General features: G+C 71.1%; 16 protein-coding genes. 5 read left to right on the top strand and 11 right to left on the bottom strand.

What is annotated here, in order from left to right:
* Positions 1–111: 111 nt before the first annotated feature.
* Positions 112–519 (top strand): type III secretion system chaperone family protein, encoded by a 408-nt coding sequence (locus tag Acy02nite_RS26550; RefSeq protein ID WP_239175224.1) that lies wholly within the window; start codon positions 112–114, stop codon positions 517–519.
* A gap of 45 nt (positions 520–564) precedes the next feature.
* Here Acy02nite_RS26550 and Acy02nite_RS26555 read toward each other — a convergent pair whose 3' ends face one another.
* From Acy02nite_RS26555 to Acy02nite_RS26575, 5 genes are all read right to left on the bottom strand, one after another.
* On the bottom strand, positions 565–2,124 hold the full coding sequence (locus tag Acy02nite_RS26555) for a S1 family peptidase (protein ID WP_203745209.1): 1,560 nt from the start codon (positions 2,122–2,124) through the stop codon (positions 565–567).
* A 205-nt stretch (positions 2,125–2,329) separates the two neighbouring features.
* Complete coding sequence (locus tag Acy02nite_RS26560) at positions 2,330–4,018, bottom strand: ribonuclease J (RefSeq protein WP_203745211.1); 1,689 nt, start codon at positions 4,016–4,018, stop codon at positions 2,330–2,332.
* Between the two features lie 13 nt (positions 4,019–4,031).
* A complete protein-coding gene (gene dapA, locus Acy02nite_RS26565; protein WP_203745213.1) occupies positions 4,032–4,925 on the bottom strand; it encodes a 4-hydroxy-tetrahydrodipicolinate synthase in 894 nt (297 codons plus the stop codon).
* A 26-nt stretch (positions 4,926–4,951) separates the two neighbouring features.
* Positions 4,952–5,485 (bottom strand): DUF2752 domain-containing protein, encoded by a 534-nt coding sequence (locus tag Acy02nite_RS26570; RefSeq protein WP_203745215.1) that lies wholly within the window; start codon positions 5,483–5,485, stop codon positions 4,952–4,954.
* A gap of 17 nt (positions 5,486–5,502) precedes the next feature.
* Positions 5,503–6,720 (bottom strand): winged helix-turn-helix domain-containing protein, encoded by a 1,218-nt coding sequence (locus Acy02nite_RS26575; protein WP_203745217.1) that lies wholly within the window; start codon positions 6,718–6,720, stop codon positions 5,503–5,505.
* Between the two features lie 24 nt (positions 6,721–6,744).
* Here Acy02nite_RS26575 and Acy02nite_RS26580 point away from each other — a divergent pair, with 24 nt between their 5' ends.
* Positions 6,745–7,254, top strand: a complete 510-nt coding sequence (locus Acy02nite_RS26580; RefSeq protein WP_203745219.1) for a GNAT family N-acetyltransferase — start codon at positions 6,745–6,747, stop codon at positions 7,252–7,254.
* A 9-nt stretch (positions 7,255–7,263) separates the two neighbouring features.
* A complete protein-coding gene (locus Acy02nite_RS26585) occupies positions 7,264–7,824 on the top strand; it encodes a GNAT family N-acetyltransferase (protein WP_203745221.1) in 561 nt (186 codons plus the stop codon).
* 398 nt (positions 7,825–8,222) lie between these two features.
* Here the strand turns inward: Acy02nite_RS26585 and dapB are convergent, their stop codons facing one another.
* From dapB to Acy02nite_RS26615, 6 genes are all read right to left on the bottom strand, one after another.
* Positions 8,223–8,927, bottom strand: a complete 705-nt coding sequence (dapB, locus tag Acy02nite_RS26590) for a 4-hydroxy-tetrahydrodipicolinate reductase (RefSeq protein WP_203745296.1) — start codon at positions 8,925–8,927, stop codon at positions 8,223–8,225.
* Positions 8,928–8,964: 37 nt separating this feature from the next.
* The gene (locus tag Acy02nite_RS26595) at positions 8,965–9,867 is read right to left on the bottom strand and encodes a phosphatase PAP2 family protein (RefSeq protein ID WP_203745298.1); all 903 of its coding nucleotides are present in this window, start codon (positions 9,865–9,867) and stop codon (positions 8,965–8,967) included.
* 68 nt (positions 9,868–9,935) lie between these two features.
* Entirely contained in the window at positions 9,936–11,267 is a 1,332-nt protein-coding gene (locus Acy02nite_RS26600) for a M16 family metallopeptidase (RefSeq protein WP_203745223.1), read from the bottom strand.
* Entirely contained in the window at positions 11,268–13,580 is a 2,313-nt protein-coding gene (locus tag Acy02nite_RS26605; RefSeq protein ID WP_203745225.1) for a polyribonucleotide nucleotidyltransferase, read from the bottom strand. It abuts the gene before it with no gap.
* Positions 13,581–13,770: 190 nt separating this feature from the next.
* The gene (rpsO, locus tag Acy02nite_RS26610; RefSeq protein ID WP_203745227.1) at positions 13,771–14,040 is read right to left on the bottom strand and encodes a 30S ribosomal protein S15; all 270 of its coding nucleotides are present in this window, start codon (positions 14,038–14,040) and stop codon (positions 13,771–13,773) included.
* A 93-nt stretch (positions 14,041–14,133) separates the two neighbouring features.
* The gene (locus Acy02nite_RS26615; protein ID WP_203745229.1) at positions 14,134–15,066 is read right to left on the bottom strand and encodes a bifunctional riboflavin kinase/FAD synthetase; all 933 of its coding nucleotides are present in this window, start codon (positions 15,064–15,066) and stop codon (positions 14,134–14,136) included.
* A 90-nt stretch (positions 15,067–15,156) separates the two neighbouring features.
* Here Acy02nite_RS26615 and Acy02nite_RS26620 point away from each other — a divergent pair, with 90 nt between their 5' ends.
* Positions 15,157–17,913, top strand: coding sequence for an ATP-binding response regulator (locus Acy02nite_RS26620; protein WP_203745231.1), 2,757 nt, complete (start codon positions 15,157–15,159; stop codon positions 17,911–17,913).
* Positions 17,910–18,308, top strand: a complete 399-nt coding sequence (locus Acy02nite_RS26625) for a response regulator (protein WP_239175228.1) — start codon at positions 17,910–17,912, stop codon at positions 18,306–18,308. The genes Acy02nite_RS26620 and Acy02nite_RS26625 overlap by 4 nt, the downstream gene beginning before the upstream one ends.
* Positions 18,309–18,477 lie beyond the last annotated feature (169 nt).

An 18,477-nucleotide genomic window follows, 5' to 3' on the forward strand; every position in this document is an offset into this window, starting at 1 on the left:
ATCGAGACGGCACACCGTGACCAGTCTTCACTTTCTGGACGCGGCACAGGTGACCTGCGGCACCTCACCGCACTTCCCCGTGCGCCGTGCCACAGGCCTTAGCATCACCACGTGCAATCACTCGACAACGAGATGATCAAGGCCGCGATGGACGCGCGCGGGTTCGCGTACTTCGTCGATGCGGACGGCGACATCGCGGGCAACTTCCAGGGCAACCTGATCTACTTCTTCCGGCTCGGCCAGAACAAGGAGATGCTGCAGATCAGGGCGATGATGCAGCACGTCTTCACGGTCGAGGACGTGCCGCGGCTCTACGAGTTCTGCAACACCTGGAACCGTGATCAGCTCTGGCCCAAGGCGTACGTGCAGGTCACCGACGACGGCACGGTCGTCGTGGTGGGCGAGGTCTCCACCGACTGGGAGCACGGCCTGACCATGGAACAGCTCGACCAGGTGCTGCTCTGCGGCATCGCGACCGGGTGCCGGCTCGGCGACGCGCTCGGCGAGCTCAAGAACTGAGAAGGGCCGGGACCTGGTGGTCCCGGCCTCTCTCCTGACGATTCACTACTGGACGTTGAAGCCCAGCGAGTAGTCGCCGCTGCCGGAGCTGTCCACCACGACGTACCGGAAGGTGCCGGACCGCTGGTCGACGCTCAGCGTTTTGTCGCCGCTCCCGGTGGCCTGGGCGACGGTCTTGAAACCGTTGCTGGTCTGCCTCTGCAGGACCAGGTCGAAGTCCGCGCCGTCGGGCACGTTCAGGCAGGCCACGTGCTTGCCGGCGCGGGCCCGGAAGGCCCCGCCGTCCGGCTGGATCTGACCGGTGCCGGACTTGGCGAGCGAACCGCTGCGCTGGACCGGCAGGTCGCCGCAGGCGTTCGCGGCCGGCTCGCTCGGTGCCGCGGTCGCCGAGTCGGTGGGCGCCGCGGTGGCGCCACCCTCCTGCTCCCCGCCGGTGGTCAGCAGGGTCAGGCTGTTCTCCGCCAGGATCTCGTTGACCGGCTGGAAGAACGTCTCGCCGCCGACGGTGCAGTCACCGGAGCCGCCCGAGGTCACGCCCTGGGCCTGGTCGCCGGAGAGCCACGGGCCGCCGGAGTCGCCGCCCTCGGCGCAGACGTCGGTGCGGGTCAGGCCGGTCACGGCGCCCTCCGGGTAGCGGACCGTCTGGTTCTTCGCCAGGATCGTGCCGCAGAACGTCCCGGTGGTCGAGCCGGACCGGCAGACCGCGGCGCCGACCGGGGCCTCCGTGTTGCCGGCGACCGGGAGCTCGTTGCCCTTGAAGTCGTTGACCACCGGACGTGGCGTCCAGTCGCCGTTGACCTCGACGAAGCCCATGTCGGCGTTGCCCGGGAAGACCGAGGCCTTCACGACGCCCTGGGCCTCGTTGTTGAAGCCGGTCGTCGTGGTGCCCGGCGTGCCGCAGTGGCCGGCGGTCACGAAGCCGCCCTCCACCGAGAAGCCGATCGAGCAGCGGGCCGTGCCGCCGTCGACGGAGATGAAGTACGGGTCGGCGCCGCGCACGTCGAAGAGCGGCTTCGGCGCGCGGTTGCTGACCTTCACGGTGACCGCGTTGGCCGGCACACCGACGCTCTTCGCGAACGCCACCGGGTCGGTGGCCGCGCCCGGCTGCGCGACGATGACCAGCTTGTTGGTCGGGGCGTCGACGTACCAGCCGGTCAGGCCGCTCGCCGACTTCACCTTCGCGTCCAGCTTGGACTTGGCCGCGTCGAGGGCCGCCTCGCTGCGCTTGACCATGACCGGCACGGCGCCGGCCTTCTTCACCACCGCCGCCGCGCCCGAGTCGGTGACGGCAACCTTCAGGGTGGTGCCGTCCGAGGCGATCCACGCGCCGCCGAAGCTGTCACCGGTGGCCGCGGCCAGGGTCGCCGAGACCCCGCCGGCCCACTTCGAGCGCTTCAGGCGGGTGGTCGCCTGGTCCGCGTCGAGGCCCAGGTCACGCTTCATCGCCGCCAGCAGGTCCGGGGAAACACCCCCGTTCGCGCTCGCCTTCGTCGTGCCGCTGTCGCTCTCCGGCGTGGTGCCGGCCAGCGACGGCAGAGTGAAGGCGACCGCCGCCGCGGTCGCCGCCACTACCGCCGCAGCTACGGCGATCGATCTGCGCTGCATCTGGAGTACTCCCTCCGCCACAGGTGCCGTGGGGGCGGCACCGTGCCTGGGAATACGCGCCTCGCCCGAAGAAGGTTGAAACGGACGAGGCTTAAATCGACTTTCACAGCTTTCACAGCAACTGCTAAGAAAACCTTAAACCTTGATTTTGTACGGCATCAGGCCCTTTGCCCGGTACGGCATCAGACCTCTTGCCGGTACGCCATCAGACCTCGACGACCGTCGGGACGATCATCGGGCGGCGGCGATAGGCGTCGTTCACCCAGCGTCCGACAGTGCGGCGCACCACCTGCTGCAGCTGGTGGGTGTCGGTGATGCCGTCCGCCGCGGAGCGGTGCAGGGCCGCGGTGAGCAGCGGGATCACCGGGCTGAACGCGTCCGGGTCCTCGGAGAAGCCCTTCGCCGAGACGCTGGGCTCGCCGACCACCTTGCCGGTCACCGAGTCGATCACCACGGTGGCCGCGATGAACCCGCCGTCGCCGAGGATGCGCCGCTCGGTCAGCAGCGACTCGCTGACGTCGCCGACCGCGAGACCGTCCACGTAGACGTAGCGGCTGCGCACCCGGCCGACCACGCGGGCGTGACCCTCGACCAGGTCGACCACGTCACCGTCCTCGCAGAGGACCACCCGGTCCGCCGCGACCCCGGACTCGATGCCGAGCTGGGCGTGCGCGCGCAGGTGCCGCCACTCGCCGTGCACCGGCATCAGGTTGCTCGGGCGGGTCACGTTCAGCAGGAACAGCAGCTCGCCGGCGGGCGCGTGACCGGAGACGTGCACCTTCGCGGTCTCCTTGTGGATGACCGTGGCGCCGGCCCGGGACAGCTGGTTGATCACCCGGTAGACCGAGGTCTCGTTGCCCGGCACCAGTGAGCTGGCCAGCACGACCGTGTCACCGGACTCGATGGTGATGTGCCGGTGGTCGCCGGTGGACATCCGGCCCAGGGCGCTCATCGGCTCGCCCTGCGACCCCGTCGACATGAAGACGATCTCGTCCGGCGGCAGGTGGGTGGCCTCGTCCAGGCCGACCAGCAGACCGTCCGGGATGCGCAGCAGACCCAGGTCACGGGCGATGCCCATGTTGCGGACCATGGAACGGCCGATCAGGGCAACCTTGCGGTCGAACTCCCACGCGGCGTCCATCACCTGCTGGACGCGGTGCACGTGCGAGGCGAAGCTGGCCACGATGATCCGGCCCTTCGCCTTGCCGAAGATCCGGCTGAGCACCGGGCCGATGTCCCGCTCCGGCGCCACGAACCCGGGCACCTCGGCGTTCGTCGAGTCGGAGAGCAGCAGGTCGACACCCTCGGCGCCGAGCCGCGCGAACCCGGCCAGGTCGGTGATCCGCCCGTCCAGTGGGACCTGGTCCATCTTGAAGTCGCCGGTGTGCAGGAGCAGCCCGGCCGGGGTGCGCACGGCCACGGCCAGCGCGTCCGGGATCGAGTGGTTCACCGCGAAGAACTCGCACTCGAACGGGCCCAGCCGCTCGATGCCGCCCTCACGGACCGTCAGCGTGTACGGATCGAGGCGGCGCTCGGCGAGTTTCGCCTCCACCAGCGCGAGCGTGAACTCCGACCCGACCAGCGGGATGTCGGGTTTGTGGGCCAGCAGGTACGGCACGGCGCCGATGTGGTCCTCGTGCCCGTGGGTCAGCACGATCGCCTGAACATCCTCCAGCCGATCCAGGATCGGGGCGAAGTCCGGCAGGATCAGATCAACCCCGGGCTGCTCGACGTCGGGGAAGAGCACCCCGCAGTCGATCACCAGCAGCTTGCCGTCGAACTCCAGAACCGTCATGTTGCGGCCGATGGCGCCGAGCCCACCGAGCGGGATGACGCGCAGGGCGCCCTCCGGCAGCGGTGGTGGCGGACCCAGCTCCACGTGAGCGTTAGTCATTCGCCTCTTCCTGTCAGAGCACGATGCCGGCCGCCGCGGCGTCCTGGCGCAGTTGCTTCAATTCCTCGTCGCTCGCGTCGACCAGCGGCGACCGGACCGGGCCGGCGGGCAGCCCCTTCGCGGTCAGGCCGGCCTTCACCAGAATCGTCCCCGGAGAGCGGAAGATGCCGGTGAACAGCGGCAGAGCCTGCCGGTGCCGGGTCAGCGCGGTGGTCGTGTCGCCCCGCTCGAATGCCTCGATCATCTCCTTGGCGAGCACGCCGGTGAAGTGCGACGACGTGCCCACCAGGCCGACCCCGCCGATTGCGAGCAGCGGCAGCGTGGCGGCGTCGTCGCCGGAGTAGTAGGCCAGATCGGTCCGGCTCAGCACCCACGAGCTGGCGATCAGGTCGCCCTTCGCGTCCTTGACCGCGACGATGCGCTCGTGCTCGGCGACCCGGCACATGGTCTCGGTCGCGATCGCCGTGCCGGCCCGATGCGGGATGTCGTAGAGCATGATCGGCAGGCCGGTCGCGTCGGCCACGGCACGGAAGTGCCGCTCGACGCCCGCCTGCGGCGGCTTGTTGTAGTACGGCGTGACCACGAGCAGCCCGTGCGCGCCGGCCTTCTCCGCGGTGTGCGCGAGCTCGATCGTGTGGGCGGTGTTGTTCGTGCCGACACCGGCGACGACGCGGGCCCGGTCGCCGACCGCCTCCACCACGGCCCGCAGGAGCGTCTCCTTCTCCGCGTCGGTCGTGGTCGGGGACTCACCCGTGGTGCCGCTGACCACGAGCGCGTCGTTGCGCTGCTCGTCGACGAGGTGAACGGCCAGGCGGGCGGCGCCCTCGAGGTCCAGGGAGCCGTCCGGGGTGAACGGAGTCACCATGGCGGTCAGCAGCCGTCCGAAGGGCCGCGGGTCGTGCGTCATACCTGACAACCTATCGGACGCCTTGCTCACACGTAGAAAGCGGTGAACGGAGCCCAGGGCAGGTTACGCAGCACGCTCCAGACCGCCCACACCGCCATGAAGGTGATCATTGCGCCGGGAGTGACGGTCAGCTGCGGAATCCGCCACCGGAACAGCTTGTTCCCGGCCCAGGCCACGTACATGTACAGCAGGAACGGCACGGCGAAGACGAAGATCGCGTGGTGGCGGGCGGCCGCCGGGAGGTTGCCGTGCAGCAGATACCACGCGGCGCGGGTGCCGCCGCACCCGGGACAGACGAAGCCCGTGGTGTACTTCAGCAGGCAGGTCGGGGCGTCGCCGGCCGCCGCGTCCGCCGGGTCGGTGACCAGCGTGTAACCCACGGCGCCGCCCATGCAGGCCAGCACGGCGAGCGGGGCCAGCCAGATCGGCGAACGGGTGGCGAGACGGTCGAAGAAGCGGGTGACCCGGTCGGCCCGAGGAGCCTCATACGCCCTGTACGCCGGCCAGTCCGGCGGCACCGGAGGACCCTGCAACGGCTGAGACTCCAACCCCGCGCTCATGGCCGCCACGCTACACCTCACAGGCTCTTCAGCGCCGCCGCGAGCGGGCCCGCGAAATCACCGGCGGCCGGGGTCGCGATCGCGTCCAGGCCGAGCCAGCCGGCCAGCCTCCGCAGCTCCGCCGCGAGCGCCTGAGCGGTCTCCTCCTGCCCGGCGGACGGCTCCAGCCACGCGGCCGGGACCTCCAGGACACCGGCCTGCCGGTTGGCCTTCAGATCGACCCGCGCGGCGAACCGGTCGCCGAGCAGGAAGGGCAGCACGTAATAGCCGTACAGCCGCTGGGGTCTGGGCACGTAGATCTCGATGCGGTACGTCATGTCGAACAGGCGCTCGGTGCGCTCCCGCTGCCAGATCAACGGGTCGAACGGGCTGATCAGCGTCGCCACGTCGACCCGGCGCGGCAGTTTCGCCTCGGCGTGCAGGTAGGCCACCGGTTTCCACCCGCGGACCGTCACCGGGCGCAGCACCCCGGCCTCGACCAGCTCGGCCACCGCGGTGCGGGCGGCCTGGGTGGGCAGGCGGAAGTAGTCCTTCAGCTCCGCCTCGGCGGCCACGCCCAGCGCGCGGGCCGAGAGCTCGACCAGGGCGCGGAACGCCTCGGCCGGCTCCGGGGTCGGCGCGTTCAGCACGGCCGGGGGCAGGACGCGCTCGGGCAGGTCGTAGCGCCGGGCGAACGAGGTGGTGCGCTCGGCGGCGGTGACCTGGCCGCTCCAGAAGAGCCACTCCAGCGCCTGTTTGACCACCGACCAGTTCCACCCCCAGTGGTCCTTGCGGCGCGGCGCGTCGTGCTCGATCTCGCTCGCCGTGATCGGGCCGCGCCGCCGGACCTCGTCGAGCACCCAGGCGACCAGCTCGGGCTGCTCGGCGACGATCCGGCGCATGCCACCCCACGCATAATCACTCGCGCGGGCCATCCGCCAGCGGAACAGCGGCTGCAGCTCGGTGCGGATCAGCGAGGCCTCGTGACCCCAGAACTCGAACAGCTCCCGGGGCTTGCGATACGCCGCCTTCTCCAGCAACTGGGCCGGGTAGGGACCGAGACGGCTGTAGAGCGGCATGAAATGAGCGCGCTGCAACACGTTCACCGAGTCCATCTGGATCAGGTGCAGGCGGCGCAGCACCCGGCGCAGGTGGCGCAGGTCGGTGGCGCCGCCCGGTTTCGGGTCGGTGAAACCCTGCGCGGCCAGCGTGATCCGGCGGGCCTGCGCGACGGAGAGCGTTTCGGCGGTGGTCATCGATCAGCAGGGTAGAACAGAGGTGTGACAACCACGGCGATCCGGGAGCTGACCCCGGCCGACATCGACCCGGTCGCCGCGGTGCACGTGCGCAGCATCCAGGCGAGCTACGCCGGCCTGCTCCCCGACGGGCACCTGGCGACGCTGGACCCGGCGGTCTTCGCGGGCCGGCGCCGCGCCACGCTCGGGCAGCCCGGCCGGCACACCGTCGTCGCCGACCGCGACGGCGTGCTCGTCGGGCACGCCGGCGTCGGGCCCGATCGGGAGGATCCGGCGGCCGGCGAGCTCTACTCGATCTACGTCGACCCGGGCTCGTGGGGCACCGGCGCGGGCCGGCTGCTCTTCCTCGCGGCACGGCGGATCCTGGCCGCCGACGGGTACTCCGAGATGCGACTCTGGGTGCTGGCCGGCAACGAGCGGGCGCGGCGCTTCTACGAGCGGGCCGGCATGACCACCGACGGGGTGACCGCGACACACCGGCTGATCGACGCCGGGATCGAGCTGCCGAAGCTTCGCTACCGCGGTCCTCTGTAGGCTGCCGCCATGGCTCTCGGCTTCGTCCGCCCCGCGCGTCCCACCGACGCACCGGAGATCGCTCGCATCCAGGTGACCACGTGGCGGTCCGCGTACCGGCGGATGTTCCCGGCTCACATCCTGGCCCAGCTCGACGCCGCGGCGCTGACCGAGGTCTGGGCCACGGCGATCACCGCGCCGCCGTCGCCGCGGCACCGGGTGCTGATCTCCGTCGAGCAGGGCGAGAGCGCGGAGCACGTCGTCGGCTTCGCCGCCGCCGGGCCGGCCGACGAGCAGGCCCTCGCGCCGTCCGAGCCGCCGCTGCCGGACTCCGTCGCGGCCGTCACCGACCTGCTGGTCGAGCCGCGGTGGGGGCGACGCGGGCACGGCAGCCGGCTCCTCGCGGCGGCCGTTGACCTGTGGCGCGAGGACGGGTTCGGGTCGGCGGTGGCCTGGGTCTACGACTCGGACACGGCCATGCGCAAGTTCCTGGGGTCGGCGGGCTGGGAGCCGGACGGGGCGGGGCGTGCCCTGGACGTCGACGACATGCTGGTCCCCCAGCTGCGCCTGCACGTCGCCCTCGACGTCTAGCCTCCGCGCGCCGCCCAGCCCCGCACCACCTCCCCAGAGCCCAGCCCCGCACCACAGCCCGGCGCCCAGCGCACCTCGCGGCCCGGGCTGGCTCCCATGGGCGTTATCCGGGCCGCATAACGCCCATGGGAACCAGCCGGGACGGTGACTCGCCGGGCGGCCGGGACCAGCGGATTCCTCGCGTGTGACCAGGGACGCGACGTGGTCCACACCGGGTCGCTGCTGACCAGGCCGGGGTTGGGGTGAGCTGGACCACCCATGGAGGTCGCCCTTGTGGGTTTCGCGTTCTGGGCCGGCCACGGCCCTGCGAAGCCCGCAAGGGTCCCCGCGGGAGCAGCGGACCTCGACCACGGCGGACGTGGGACATGAAGATCTTGAAGTTGATCTTCAGGGGTGGATCAGGCGAGCAGGTCGTCCAGGCCCAGCGTCAGGCCGGGACGCTTCACGACCTCGCGGACGGCGAGGATGACGCCCGGCATGAACGACGAACGGTCCAGCGAGTCGTGGCGGATCGTGAGCGTCTCGCCGGCCGTGCCGAACAGGACCTCCTGGTGGGCCACGAGACCCGCCGCACGGACCGCGTGGATGTGGACGCCGTCGACGCTCGCGCCGCGGGCGCCGCCGAAGTCCTCCTCCGTGGCGTCGGGCATCGGCGGGCAGTCAGCGGCCTTGCGGGCGTCGGCGATCAAGCGGGCCGTGTGCATCGCGGTGCCGCTGGGGGCGTCCAGTTTGCGCGGGTGGTGCTGCTCGATGATCTCGACCGAGTCGAAGTACCGCGCGGCGCGGGCGGCGAACTGCATCATCAGGACGGCGCCGATGCCGAAGTTCGGGGCGATCACGACACCGGTCCCGGGGCTCTCCGCGAGCAGGGCACGGACCTCGTCCAGGCGCTCCTGCGTGAAACCGGACGTGCCGACGACCACGTGGATGCCCTGGCCGACGGCCCAGCGCAGGTTGTCCATGACGACGCCGGGGTTGGTGAAGTCGACGAGCACCCGGGCGCCGGCCTCCGCCGCGGACGACAGCGGGTCGCCCGCGTCGATCCGCGCGACCAGCTCGAGGCCGGGGGCGGCGTCGACCGCCTTGCAGACTTCGAGGCCCATGCGGCCGCGGGCGCCGAGGACACCGACACGTACGGATTCAGGTTGCGCGAGAGTCACCCGGTGAACCTAACCTAGCCGCCCACCAGCGCTCGGCCCGGCCCACCAGCAGGAATGTCACGGCCACGTAGACCCAGCCGACCAGCACGTCGATCACGTAGTGCTCGCCGGTGTAGACCAGCGTGAAGGTCATCGCCAGCGGGTACGCCAGCAGCAGCGGCCACCACCGCCGGCGCACCACGGGCAGGAAGAACGCGACAGCCATCATCGCCCACGCGGTGTGCAGCGACGGCATCGCGGCGACCGGGTTGGACTGCCCCACCTGCAACGCGTTCATCGTGTTCCCGGCGCCGTGCAGGCCGAGCACGTCCCAGCCGTCGGTGGAGATCCGGGTGACCGGCTCGCTCAGGTAGCCGCGCTCGGCGGCCCACCAGGGTGGCGCGGCCGGGTAGAGGAAGTACGTGACCAGCCCGAGCACGCACAGCGTCAACCAGCGCCGCATGAACCGCGCCCACGGCGCCCGGGCCCGCACCCAGAGGATCACCGCGATCGTCGGCACGGTCAGGAAGTGCGAGACGTAGACGAGCGTCACGACCGCCAGCCACCACGGGGTCCGCCCGGGGTGGTAGAGGTGGTGCTGGAGCCACGTGGTCGGCACCTGCCCACCGGTCAGCCGGCCCCACAGTGCCTCGTCCGCGTGGATCAGCGGGGTCACGTGCGGGGCGAAGAAGTCGTCGGCCCAGCTGCGCGAGATGTTGTAGAGCACCAGCAGCAGCGCGATCGGCAGCCAGTCCCGCAGGAAGAGCAGGTGGGTCCGCCACGGCCGGTCGTTGCGCCACGCGATGGTGGCCAGCCACAGCCAGCCGAACGCGATCAGCGGGTCACTGGTCGGCACCCCGACGAACCGGACGCCGACGGCGAAGACCGCTCCCCAGACCAGCATGCCGACGGTCCGTCGTCGCCGGAGCGACGGGGCTGGAGCGGTCTCCGACGTCGTCACGGAAACCAAGGTTAACCAGGAGGAAAGCCGCCCTCGTCGAACGGACCCACCACTGCCAGGGACGGTTCGCGGGCCAGGAGGTCGGCGGCGATCTTCTCGACATCCACCATCGTCACGGCGTCGACCCGGGTGAGCAGCTCGTCGACACCCATCAGGTCACCGTGCAGAAGTTCGGACTTGGCCAGCCGGCTCATGCGCGAGCTGGTGTCCTCGAGGCCCAGCACGTACGCGCCCTTGACCATGCCCTTCCCCCGGACGAGTTCCTCCGGGGTGATGCCGCTCTCCGCGACCCGGGCCAGTTCGGCGCGGATCAGATCGAGCACCTCGGGGGCCTTGCCGGGGGCGCAGCCGGCGTAGACGCCGAACACGCCGCTGTCGGCGTACTGACTGCCGTAGGAGTACACCGAGTACGCCAGGCCGCGCTTCTCCCGGATCTCCTGGAAGAGCCGGCTCGACATGCCGCCGCCGAGCACGTTGTTCAACACGCCCAAGGCGAACCGGCGCTCGTCGTAACGGCTCAGGCCGACCGTGCCGAGCACGATGTGGGCCTGCTCGGTGTCGCGGTGCACGACGACCGTGTGCGGTTTGCGCACCCGGACCCGCTTGTCACCCGGGCGAGGATCGGCGGGCGCCGCCGCACCGGTGTCCAGCGGGGTGCCGGCCAGAGCCTTGCGCACCAGCTTGACCACTGTGGCGTGGTCCAGGTTCCCGGCGGCCGCGATCACGATCTCCGGCGCCTTGTAGCGCTTGCGGTAGAACGTGTTGATCTGGTCCCGGGTCATCGGGGTGATCGACTCCGGGGTGCCCGAGATCAGCCGGCCCAGCGGGTGGTCACCGTAGATCGCCTCGGTGAAGACGTCGTGCACCTCGTCGCCCGGCTCGTCCTCGTGCATGGCGATCTCCTCGAGGATCACGCCACGCTCGGTCTCGACGTCCGACGGGTCGAGGAGCGAGTCGGCCACCGCGTCCACCAGCACGTCCACCGCGAGCGGCAGATCGGAGTCGAGCACCCGCGCGTAATAGCAGGTGTACTCCTTCGTGGTGAAGGCGTTGGTCTCGCCGCCGACCGCCTCGATCTCCGCGGAGATCTCCATCGCGGTGCGCTTGTGGGTGCCCTTGAAGAGCAGGTGCTCCAGGAAGTGCGAGGCGCCGGACATGACCGGGGTCTCGTCCCGGGAACCGATCCCGACCCAGACGCCGAGAGCGGCGCTGCGGGTGGTCGGGATCGCCTCGGTGATGATGCGCAGGCCGCTGGGCAGGACGGTCTTCTTCACACCGTCCTGCAGGGTCCGGGTAGAAACGCGGGCCGGCCTCTCGGCCGGCCCGCGGTCAGTCGCTGTCACTTAGTCGCGGCGCTCGCCCGCGGGGCGGGAACGACGACGGCGGGGCTCGCCGCCACCCTCACGGTCACCCCGGGGGGCCCGCTCCTCACGCGGCGCGCCCTCGGCGGCGGCAGGCGCGGCCGGCGCCTCCTCACCCTCCGGGCGAACCTTGTCGAGGTAGATCTTGCCGCGCTGGTCGATGTCCGCGATCAGGACCTCGACCTTGTCGCCGACGTTGAGGAAGTCCTCGACCTTCTCGACCCGCTTGCCGTCGCCCACCTTGGAGATGTGCAGCAGGCCGTCGCGGCCGGGAGTCAGCGAGATGAAGGCGCCGAACGGGGCCGTCTTCACCACGGTGCCGAGGAACTTGTCGCCGGCCTTCGGCAGCGTCGGGTTCGCGATCGCGTTGATCCGCTCGACCGCGGCCTCGGCGGCCGGGCCGTTGGTCGCGCCGACGTAGATCGTGCCGTCGTCCTCGATGGAGATGTCGGCGCCGGTCTCGTCCTGGATCGCGTTGATGGTCTGGCCCTTCGGGCCGATCACCATGCCGATCTTGTCGACCGGGATCTTCACGCTGGTGACCCGCGGCGCGTACTCGCTCATCGCGGCCGGGGACTCGATCGCGGCGTTCATCACCTCGAGGATCGTCGCCCGGGCCTCGTGCGCCTGCTGCAGCGCGCCGGCCAGCACGTCCGACGGGATGCCGTCGAGCTTGGTGTCGAGCTGCAGCGCGGTGACGAACTCGCTGGTGCCGGCGACCTTGAAGTCCATGTCACCGAACGCGTCCTCGGCGCCCAGGATGTCGGTCAGCGCGATGTACTGCGTCTTGCCGTCGACCTCGTCCGAGATCAGGCCCATCGCGATGCCGGCGACCGGAGCCTTCAGCGGGACACCGGCGGAGAGCAGGGCCAGCGTCGAGGCGCAGACCGAGCCCATGCTCGTCGAACCGTTGGAGCCCAGAGCCTCGGACACCTGACGGATCGCGTACGGGAACTCCTCGCGCGACGGCAGCACCGGCACGAGCGCCCGCTCGGCGAGCGCGCCGTGACCGATCTCGCGGCGCTTCGGCGAGCCGACCCGGCCGGTCTCACCGGTCGAGTACGGCGGGAAGTTGTAGTTGTGCATGTAGCGCTTGGTCTTCTCGGGAGCGAGAGTGTCCAGCGCCTGCTCCATGCGCAGCATGTTCAGCGTGGTGACGCCCAGGATCTGGGTCTCGCCCCGCTCGAACAGCGCCGAGCCGTGCACCCGCGGCAGCACGCCGATCTGGGCGGTCAGCGGACGGATGTCACGCGGGCCGCGGCCGTCGATGCGGATCTGCTCGCGCAGCACCCGCTGGCGCACCTCGGCCTTGGTGACCGAGCGGAACGCCGCGCTGATCTCCTTCTCCCGGCCCTCGAACCGCTCGTCGAGCAGCTCGTGCGCCTTCGCCTTGACCAGGTCGAGAGCTTCCTCGCGCTCCTGCTTCGCGGCGATCTTCAGGGCCTCGGCGGTCTCGGCGCGCACCGCGTCGCTGACCGCGGCGAACACGTCGTCCTGGTAGTCCAGGAAGACCGGGAACTCGGCGACCGGCTTGGCGGCGACGTCGGCCAGCTCGCTCTGCGCGCGGCAGAGCTCGCGGATGGCCGGCTTCGCGGCTTCGAGGCCGCTGGCCACGATCTCCTCGGTCGGCGCGGTCGCACCGGCGGCGATCAGCTTGACCGCCTGCGGCGTGGCCTCGGCCTCGACCATCATGATCGCGACATCGCCCTCGGCGGTGACGCGACCGGCGACGACCATGTCGAAGGTGGCCCGCTCGAGCTCCTCGATGGTCGGGAAGGCGACCCACTGGCCGTCGATGTGCGCGACGCGGGTCGAGCCGACCGGGCCGCTGAACGGCAGGCCGGAGAGCTTGGTCGACATCGACGCGGCGTTCATGGCGACCACGTCGTACGGGTGGGCGGGGTCGAGCGCGAGGACGGTCTCGACGACCTGGACCTCGTTGCGCAGGCCCTTGGTGAACGACGGGCGCAGCGGCCGGTCGATCAGGCGGCAGGTGAGGATGGCGTCCTCGCTGGGACGACCCTCGCGCCGGAAGAACGAGCCGGGGATGCGGCCCGCCGCGTACATCCGCTCCTCGACGTCGACGGTCAGCGGGAAGAAGTCGAAGTGCTCCTTCGGCGCCTTGCTGGCCGTGGTCGCGGAGAGAACAGTGGTGTCGCCCAGCTGGACGATCACCGAACCGGCGGCCTGCTTGGCCAGCCGGCCGGTGGAGAACACGATCTCGCGGGTGCCGAACGACCCGTTGTCGATGATCGCCGTGCGAGTTTCGGTTCCGAGAGCGGTCTGCTCTGTCAAGTGAGGTACTCCTCTTCGTCGAGGACCCGGCGGTCTACAGCGCGTTTCAACGTGGCCGGTCTTCGATCGAAGTACCCAGGTATGAATGCCTGGGAACCACTACCGGAGACCGGTGCTGCCGGTGTGAGCCGCGCGGGTCCGTGGGGTGGTGAAGCGCGGGGAGCGACCGAAGCCGCTCCCCGATGAAACGTTATCGACGCAGGCCGAGGCGCTCGATGAGCGTCCGGTAGCGGGCGATGTCCTTCTTCTGAACGTAGTTCAGCAGGCGGCGGCGCTGACCGACCAGCAGCAGCAGACCACGACGGCTGTGGTGGTCGTGCTTGTGCACCTTCAGGTGCTCGGTCAGATCGGCGATCCGCTTGGTGAGCATCGCGACCTGGACCTCGGGCGAACCGGTGTCGCCCTCCTTGGTCGCGTACTCACCCATGATCTTGTTCTTGGTGTCCTGGTCGAGCGCCATATTCTCCGAACTTCTGTGTTGCCGCTTCAAGGAATTGTCCGCAACCCGCGGCGTCGGGCAGGCGTGGCGGAACATATGAACCCTACCAGGGGGTCACCGGAGCAACACGCGGGTCTCTTCCACGTCGGCCCTGATCTGAGCGATCAACGGCTCGATCGCGTCGTATTTACGCTGCTCACGAAGGTGCGCCACGAAATCGAGGCTGACCCGCTCGCCGTAGAGGTCACCCGAGAAGCCCAACGCGTACGCCTCCACCCGCCGTTCCCGCCCCTCGAACGTGGGATTGGTACCGATCGACACACTGGCCGGCCAGCGCCCCGCGTCCCCCCCGCCGCGGATCAGCCAGGCGGCGTAGACCCCGTCGGCCGGCACCGCCGCATAGCGGTGAGTCATCAGGTTCGCCGTCGGGAAGCCCAGCTCACGACCGCGCTGGTCGCCGCGGACCACCACACCGGCCAGGCGGTGCGGCCGGCCGAGCGCGGCGGCCGCGGCGCGCACGTCCCCGGCGTCGACACAGCTACGGATGTACGTCGAGGAGAACACCACCCCGTCCGCCGAGACCAGCGGGGCCTCCTCGACGGTGAACCCGAACGTACGCCCGAGGGTCTCCAGCATCGTGACGTCACCGGCCGCCTTGTGCCCGAAGCGGAAGTTGTCGCCGACCACCACGTCCGCCGCGTGCAGCGCCTGCACGAGCACGTCGTGGACGAACTCGTCCGGGCTGAGCCGGGAGAACTCCGGCGTGAACGGCACCACGCAGAGCGCGTCGACCCCGAGCTGCTCGATCAGCTCCGCCTTGCGCACCGACTCGGTCAGCACCGCCGGGTGCGAGCCCGGGCGGACCACCTCGGAGGGGTGCGGGTCGAAGGTCATCACGACCGACTGCAGGCCCATGTCGCGGGCGCGCTTCACCGCGTGCCCGATGATCGCCTGGTGGCCGCGGTGCACGCCGTCGAAGACGCCGATGGTCACCACCGACCGGCCCCAGCCACCGGGAACCGATTCCAATCCCCGCCACCGCTGCATCGAAAAGCTCCTCAGCCTCGTCGTCAGCCATAGCGTATCGACCGCGTATTCCTCCTGCGCCGCGCCCGGATCGGTACGATTGGGCCCGATATGAGCGACGAGTGGACACGCCTGGTCCTGCTCGCCGCGGAGATCACCTTCGCGGTGCTCTTCCTGCGCGCGCTGCTCGGCTACCTCCGGGGGCGCGACCCCCTGCAGGGCGACCTGACCCTGGTCTTCGGGCCGTGCGCGCTGGTCTTCGCGCTCGATCTGCTGTGGCAGACGATCGGCGACAAGCCGGCCTGGACCGGGGCGCTGACCGCCGTGCCACTGATGGCCCAGCCCTACCTGACGCTGCGCCTGGCCGCCCGCCTGCGGCACGTGCCCCGCGCGCTCAGCACCGGCACGCTGCTCGGCTGGATCGGGCTGGCCCTGCTGATCAGCCTGGCGGGACGCCCGATCCCGGACCCGCTGATCGTCACGGCGGTGATCTACTTCCTGGGCGCCGAGGCGACAGCGGCGATCCTGCTCTTCGGCAAGGCCCGCACCCGGACCGGCACCAACCGGGCCCGGCTGATGACCGCGGCGGGCGCCACCCTCGCCTTCGCCGTCATGATCATGCTGATCGGCACGGCCGCCCTCACCGACAGCCAGGAGTGGCGGACGGTCAGCCGGATCATGGCGCTGGCCAGCGGGCTCGGCTACCTCATCGCGTTCGTGCCGCCACGACGCCTGCGCAGGCTGGCCGCGGCCGCCGCCGCGCACTCGATCACCGAACGGCTGCTGCGCGCGCCGGCCGACTCACCGGAGCAGGTCTGGCAGACCTACACCGAGATCATGCGCGTCCAGACCGGCGCGGACGCGGTCGCCGTGCTGCTGCCCCGCGCGGACGGGGCGCTGGAGCAGGCGGGGTACGCCGGCCCGCCGATCGACCTGCCGGACGAGCCGATCCAGGGCGACCCGTCCGCGCTGATCCGGCGGGGCCGCCCGGCGCGGCTGCGGGAGGGCGGACCGGCGCTGCTGCGGCACTTCGGCGACGAGTTGCGCGACGACTTCGTGACCGTGCTGCGGATGCCGGTCCCGCCCGACGTCGAAGGCTGGGTGCTGCTGTTCAACCGGTTCCGCAACCTGTTCAGCGACGACGACCTGGGGTTGCTGGCCGAGCTCGGCGGGCAGGCCGGGATCCTCGCCGGGCGCCAGGCGGTGACCGTGCGCGAACGCCGCCTCGCCACCGAGCTGAGCCGCTCGGTCGAGGCACTGACCAGGGCGAACGAGGCGAAGAGCAACTTTCTCGCGAACATGAGCCACGAGCTGCGCACCCCGCTCAACGCGATCATCGGATTCAGCGACCTGATGCGCCTGGAGGAGCCGGAGGGCGACCGCCGCCGCGTGCCCGCCGACTGGGTCGACCACATCCACGGCAGCGGGCGGCACCTGCTCGGCCTGATCAACGACATCCTGGACCTGGCCAAGGTCGAGGCCGGGCGGATCGACCTGCGGCTGGCCCCGGTGCGGTTGGACACCGCCGTCGAGGAGCTGCTCACCTCGATCACCCCGCTCTTCTCCGAGAAACGGCTGACCGTGCGGACCGACATGGCCGCGGTCACCGCGCTCGCCGATCGGCTCCGCCTGCGCCAGATCGTGGAGAACCTGCTCTCCAACGCGATCAAGTTCACCCCGGACGGCGGCACCATCACGATCACGGTGACCGGGACGGACACCGACGTGTGCATCGTCGTCGCGGACACCGGGGTGGGCATCGCCGACACCGACGCGGAACGGGTCTTCGAGGAGTTCCAGCAGGTCGGCGACCCGGATCGGCGCAAGGCGGGCACCGGTCTCGGGCTGGCGCTGACACGCCGGCTGGTGGAGGCGCACCGCGGCGAGATCACGCTGACCTCGGCGCCGGGTCAGGGCAGCACCTTCGCCGTACGCCTGCCGGCCGCGCCCGTCGCCCGGCCCAGCGCCACCGGGGCGGCCGACGGGCCGTACGTGCTGCTCGTCGAGGACGACCCGCACTCGGCCGAGCTGATGCAGACCCAGCTGACCAACGCCGGCTACCGCGTCGGGGTGGCCGGCACCGGGGAGAGCGGCCTGGCCGTCGCCCGCGCCCACAGACCGGACGCGATCGTGCTCGACGTCGAACTGCCCGGCATCTCCGGCTGGGAGGTGATCCGCCGGCTCAAGGCGGACGCCGCGCTCGCCGGCGTGCCGGTGTTCTTCGCCAGCATCCTCGACGAGGCCGCGGCCGGGCTGGCCCTCGGCGCGCACGACTACTTCATCAAGCCGGTCGACCAGCCGGCCCTGCTCAGCGCCCTCGCCAACGCGATCGCCGCCCGGCCCGCCCCCCGCGTGCTGGTGATCGACCACGACGACGCGGTCCGCCACGCCATCGAGGACGGCCTGCGCGCCGGCGGCGCCGAGGTGGTGGCCTGCGCCGACGGGCGCGACGGACTGGCCCGCAGCCGCGCCGAGAACTTCGACCTGATCGTCTGCGACATGCAGTCGCCGTCCGAGGACGGATTCAGCCTGCTCGCCGCGATCGAACAGGACCCGTCCGGGCGGCACACCCCGGTGCTCGGGCTCAGCGCCGCAGCGCTCGCCGAACGCGCGCCCGGCGACAACGCCCCGCTGATCGCGACCGCGATGGCCGGCGGGGTCGTCGCCGAGGCGATGGCCGGCGGCGCGGGCTGGGACAGCCTCGCCCCGCTGCTCGGGCACCACCCGGCGTCCCAGCACCCGGCGATCCCGCACCACCCGTCGCACCCGGCGGCACGCCGCACCGGCGGTGGCGCGCACCCGCCGGCCGGCACGATCCAGCTGCGCAACCCCGTGCCCGTCCACGCCGAGATCGAGGAGGACCAGTGAGCGATCCCCACCGCATCCTCCTGGTGGAGGACGAGGAACTGAACCGGATGCTGGTCAAGGCGGTGCTCTCCCGTGCCGGCGTCGACGCGGTCCGCAACGCCGAGTTGGTCGACGCGACCACCCTCAGCGAGGCCCGGGAGAACGTGCGGGCCGGCGGGTTCGACCTGATCCTGCTCGACCTCAACCTGCCCGACGGCAACGGGCTGACCCTTGCCCGCGAGCTCGCCGCCGACCCCGCGCCGGACCGCCCCAGACCGGTGGTGGTGGCGGTGACCGCGAGCGTGCTTCCGCAGGACCAGAAGGCGGCGCTCGACGCCGGCTGCGACGACTTCCTGGACAAGCCGTATGCGGCGGCCGACCTGGTGGCCACTGTCGCCCGTCACCTCAAGGGCTGACCCGTCACCTCAAGAGCCGAAAAGCCTTCGCGCGTACGTCGTGAGCCCACGCCCGTGGCGCCGGGCCCGCGAGGCCGCGGGTGGTCCGGGCTGTGGCGCGCCGCCTGGTTCCGGCTGGTCCTCATGGGCGTTATGAGGCACGAATAACGCCCATGAGGACCAGCCGGGG

The organism is Actinoplanes cyaneus, assembly GCF_016862095.1.
GTDB classification, from domain to species: Bacteria; Actinomycetota; Actinomycetes; order Mycobacteriales; family Micromonosporaceae; genus Actinoplanes; species Actinoplanes cyaneus.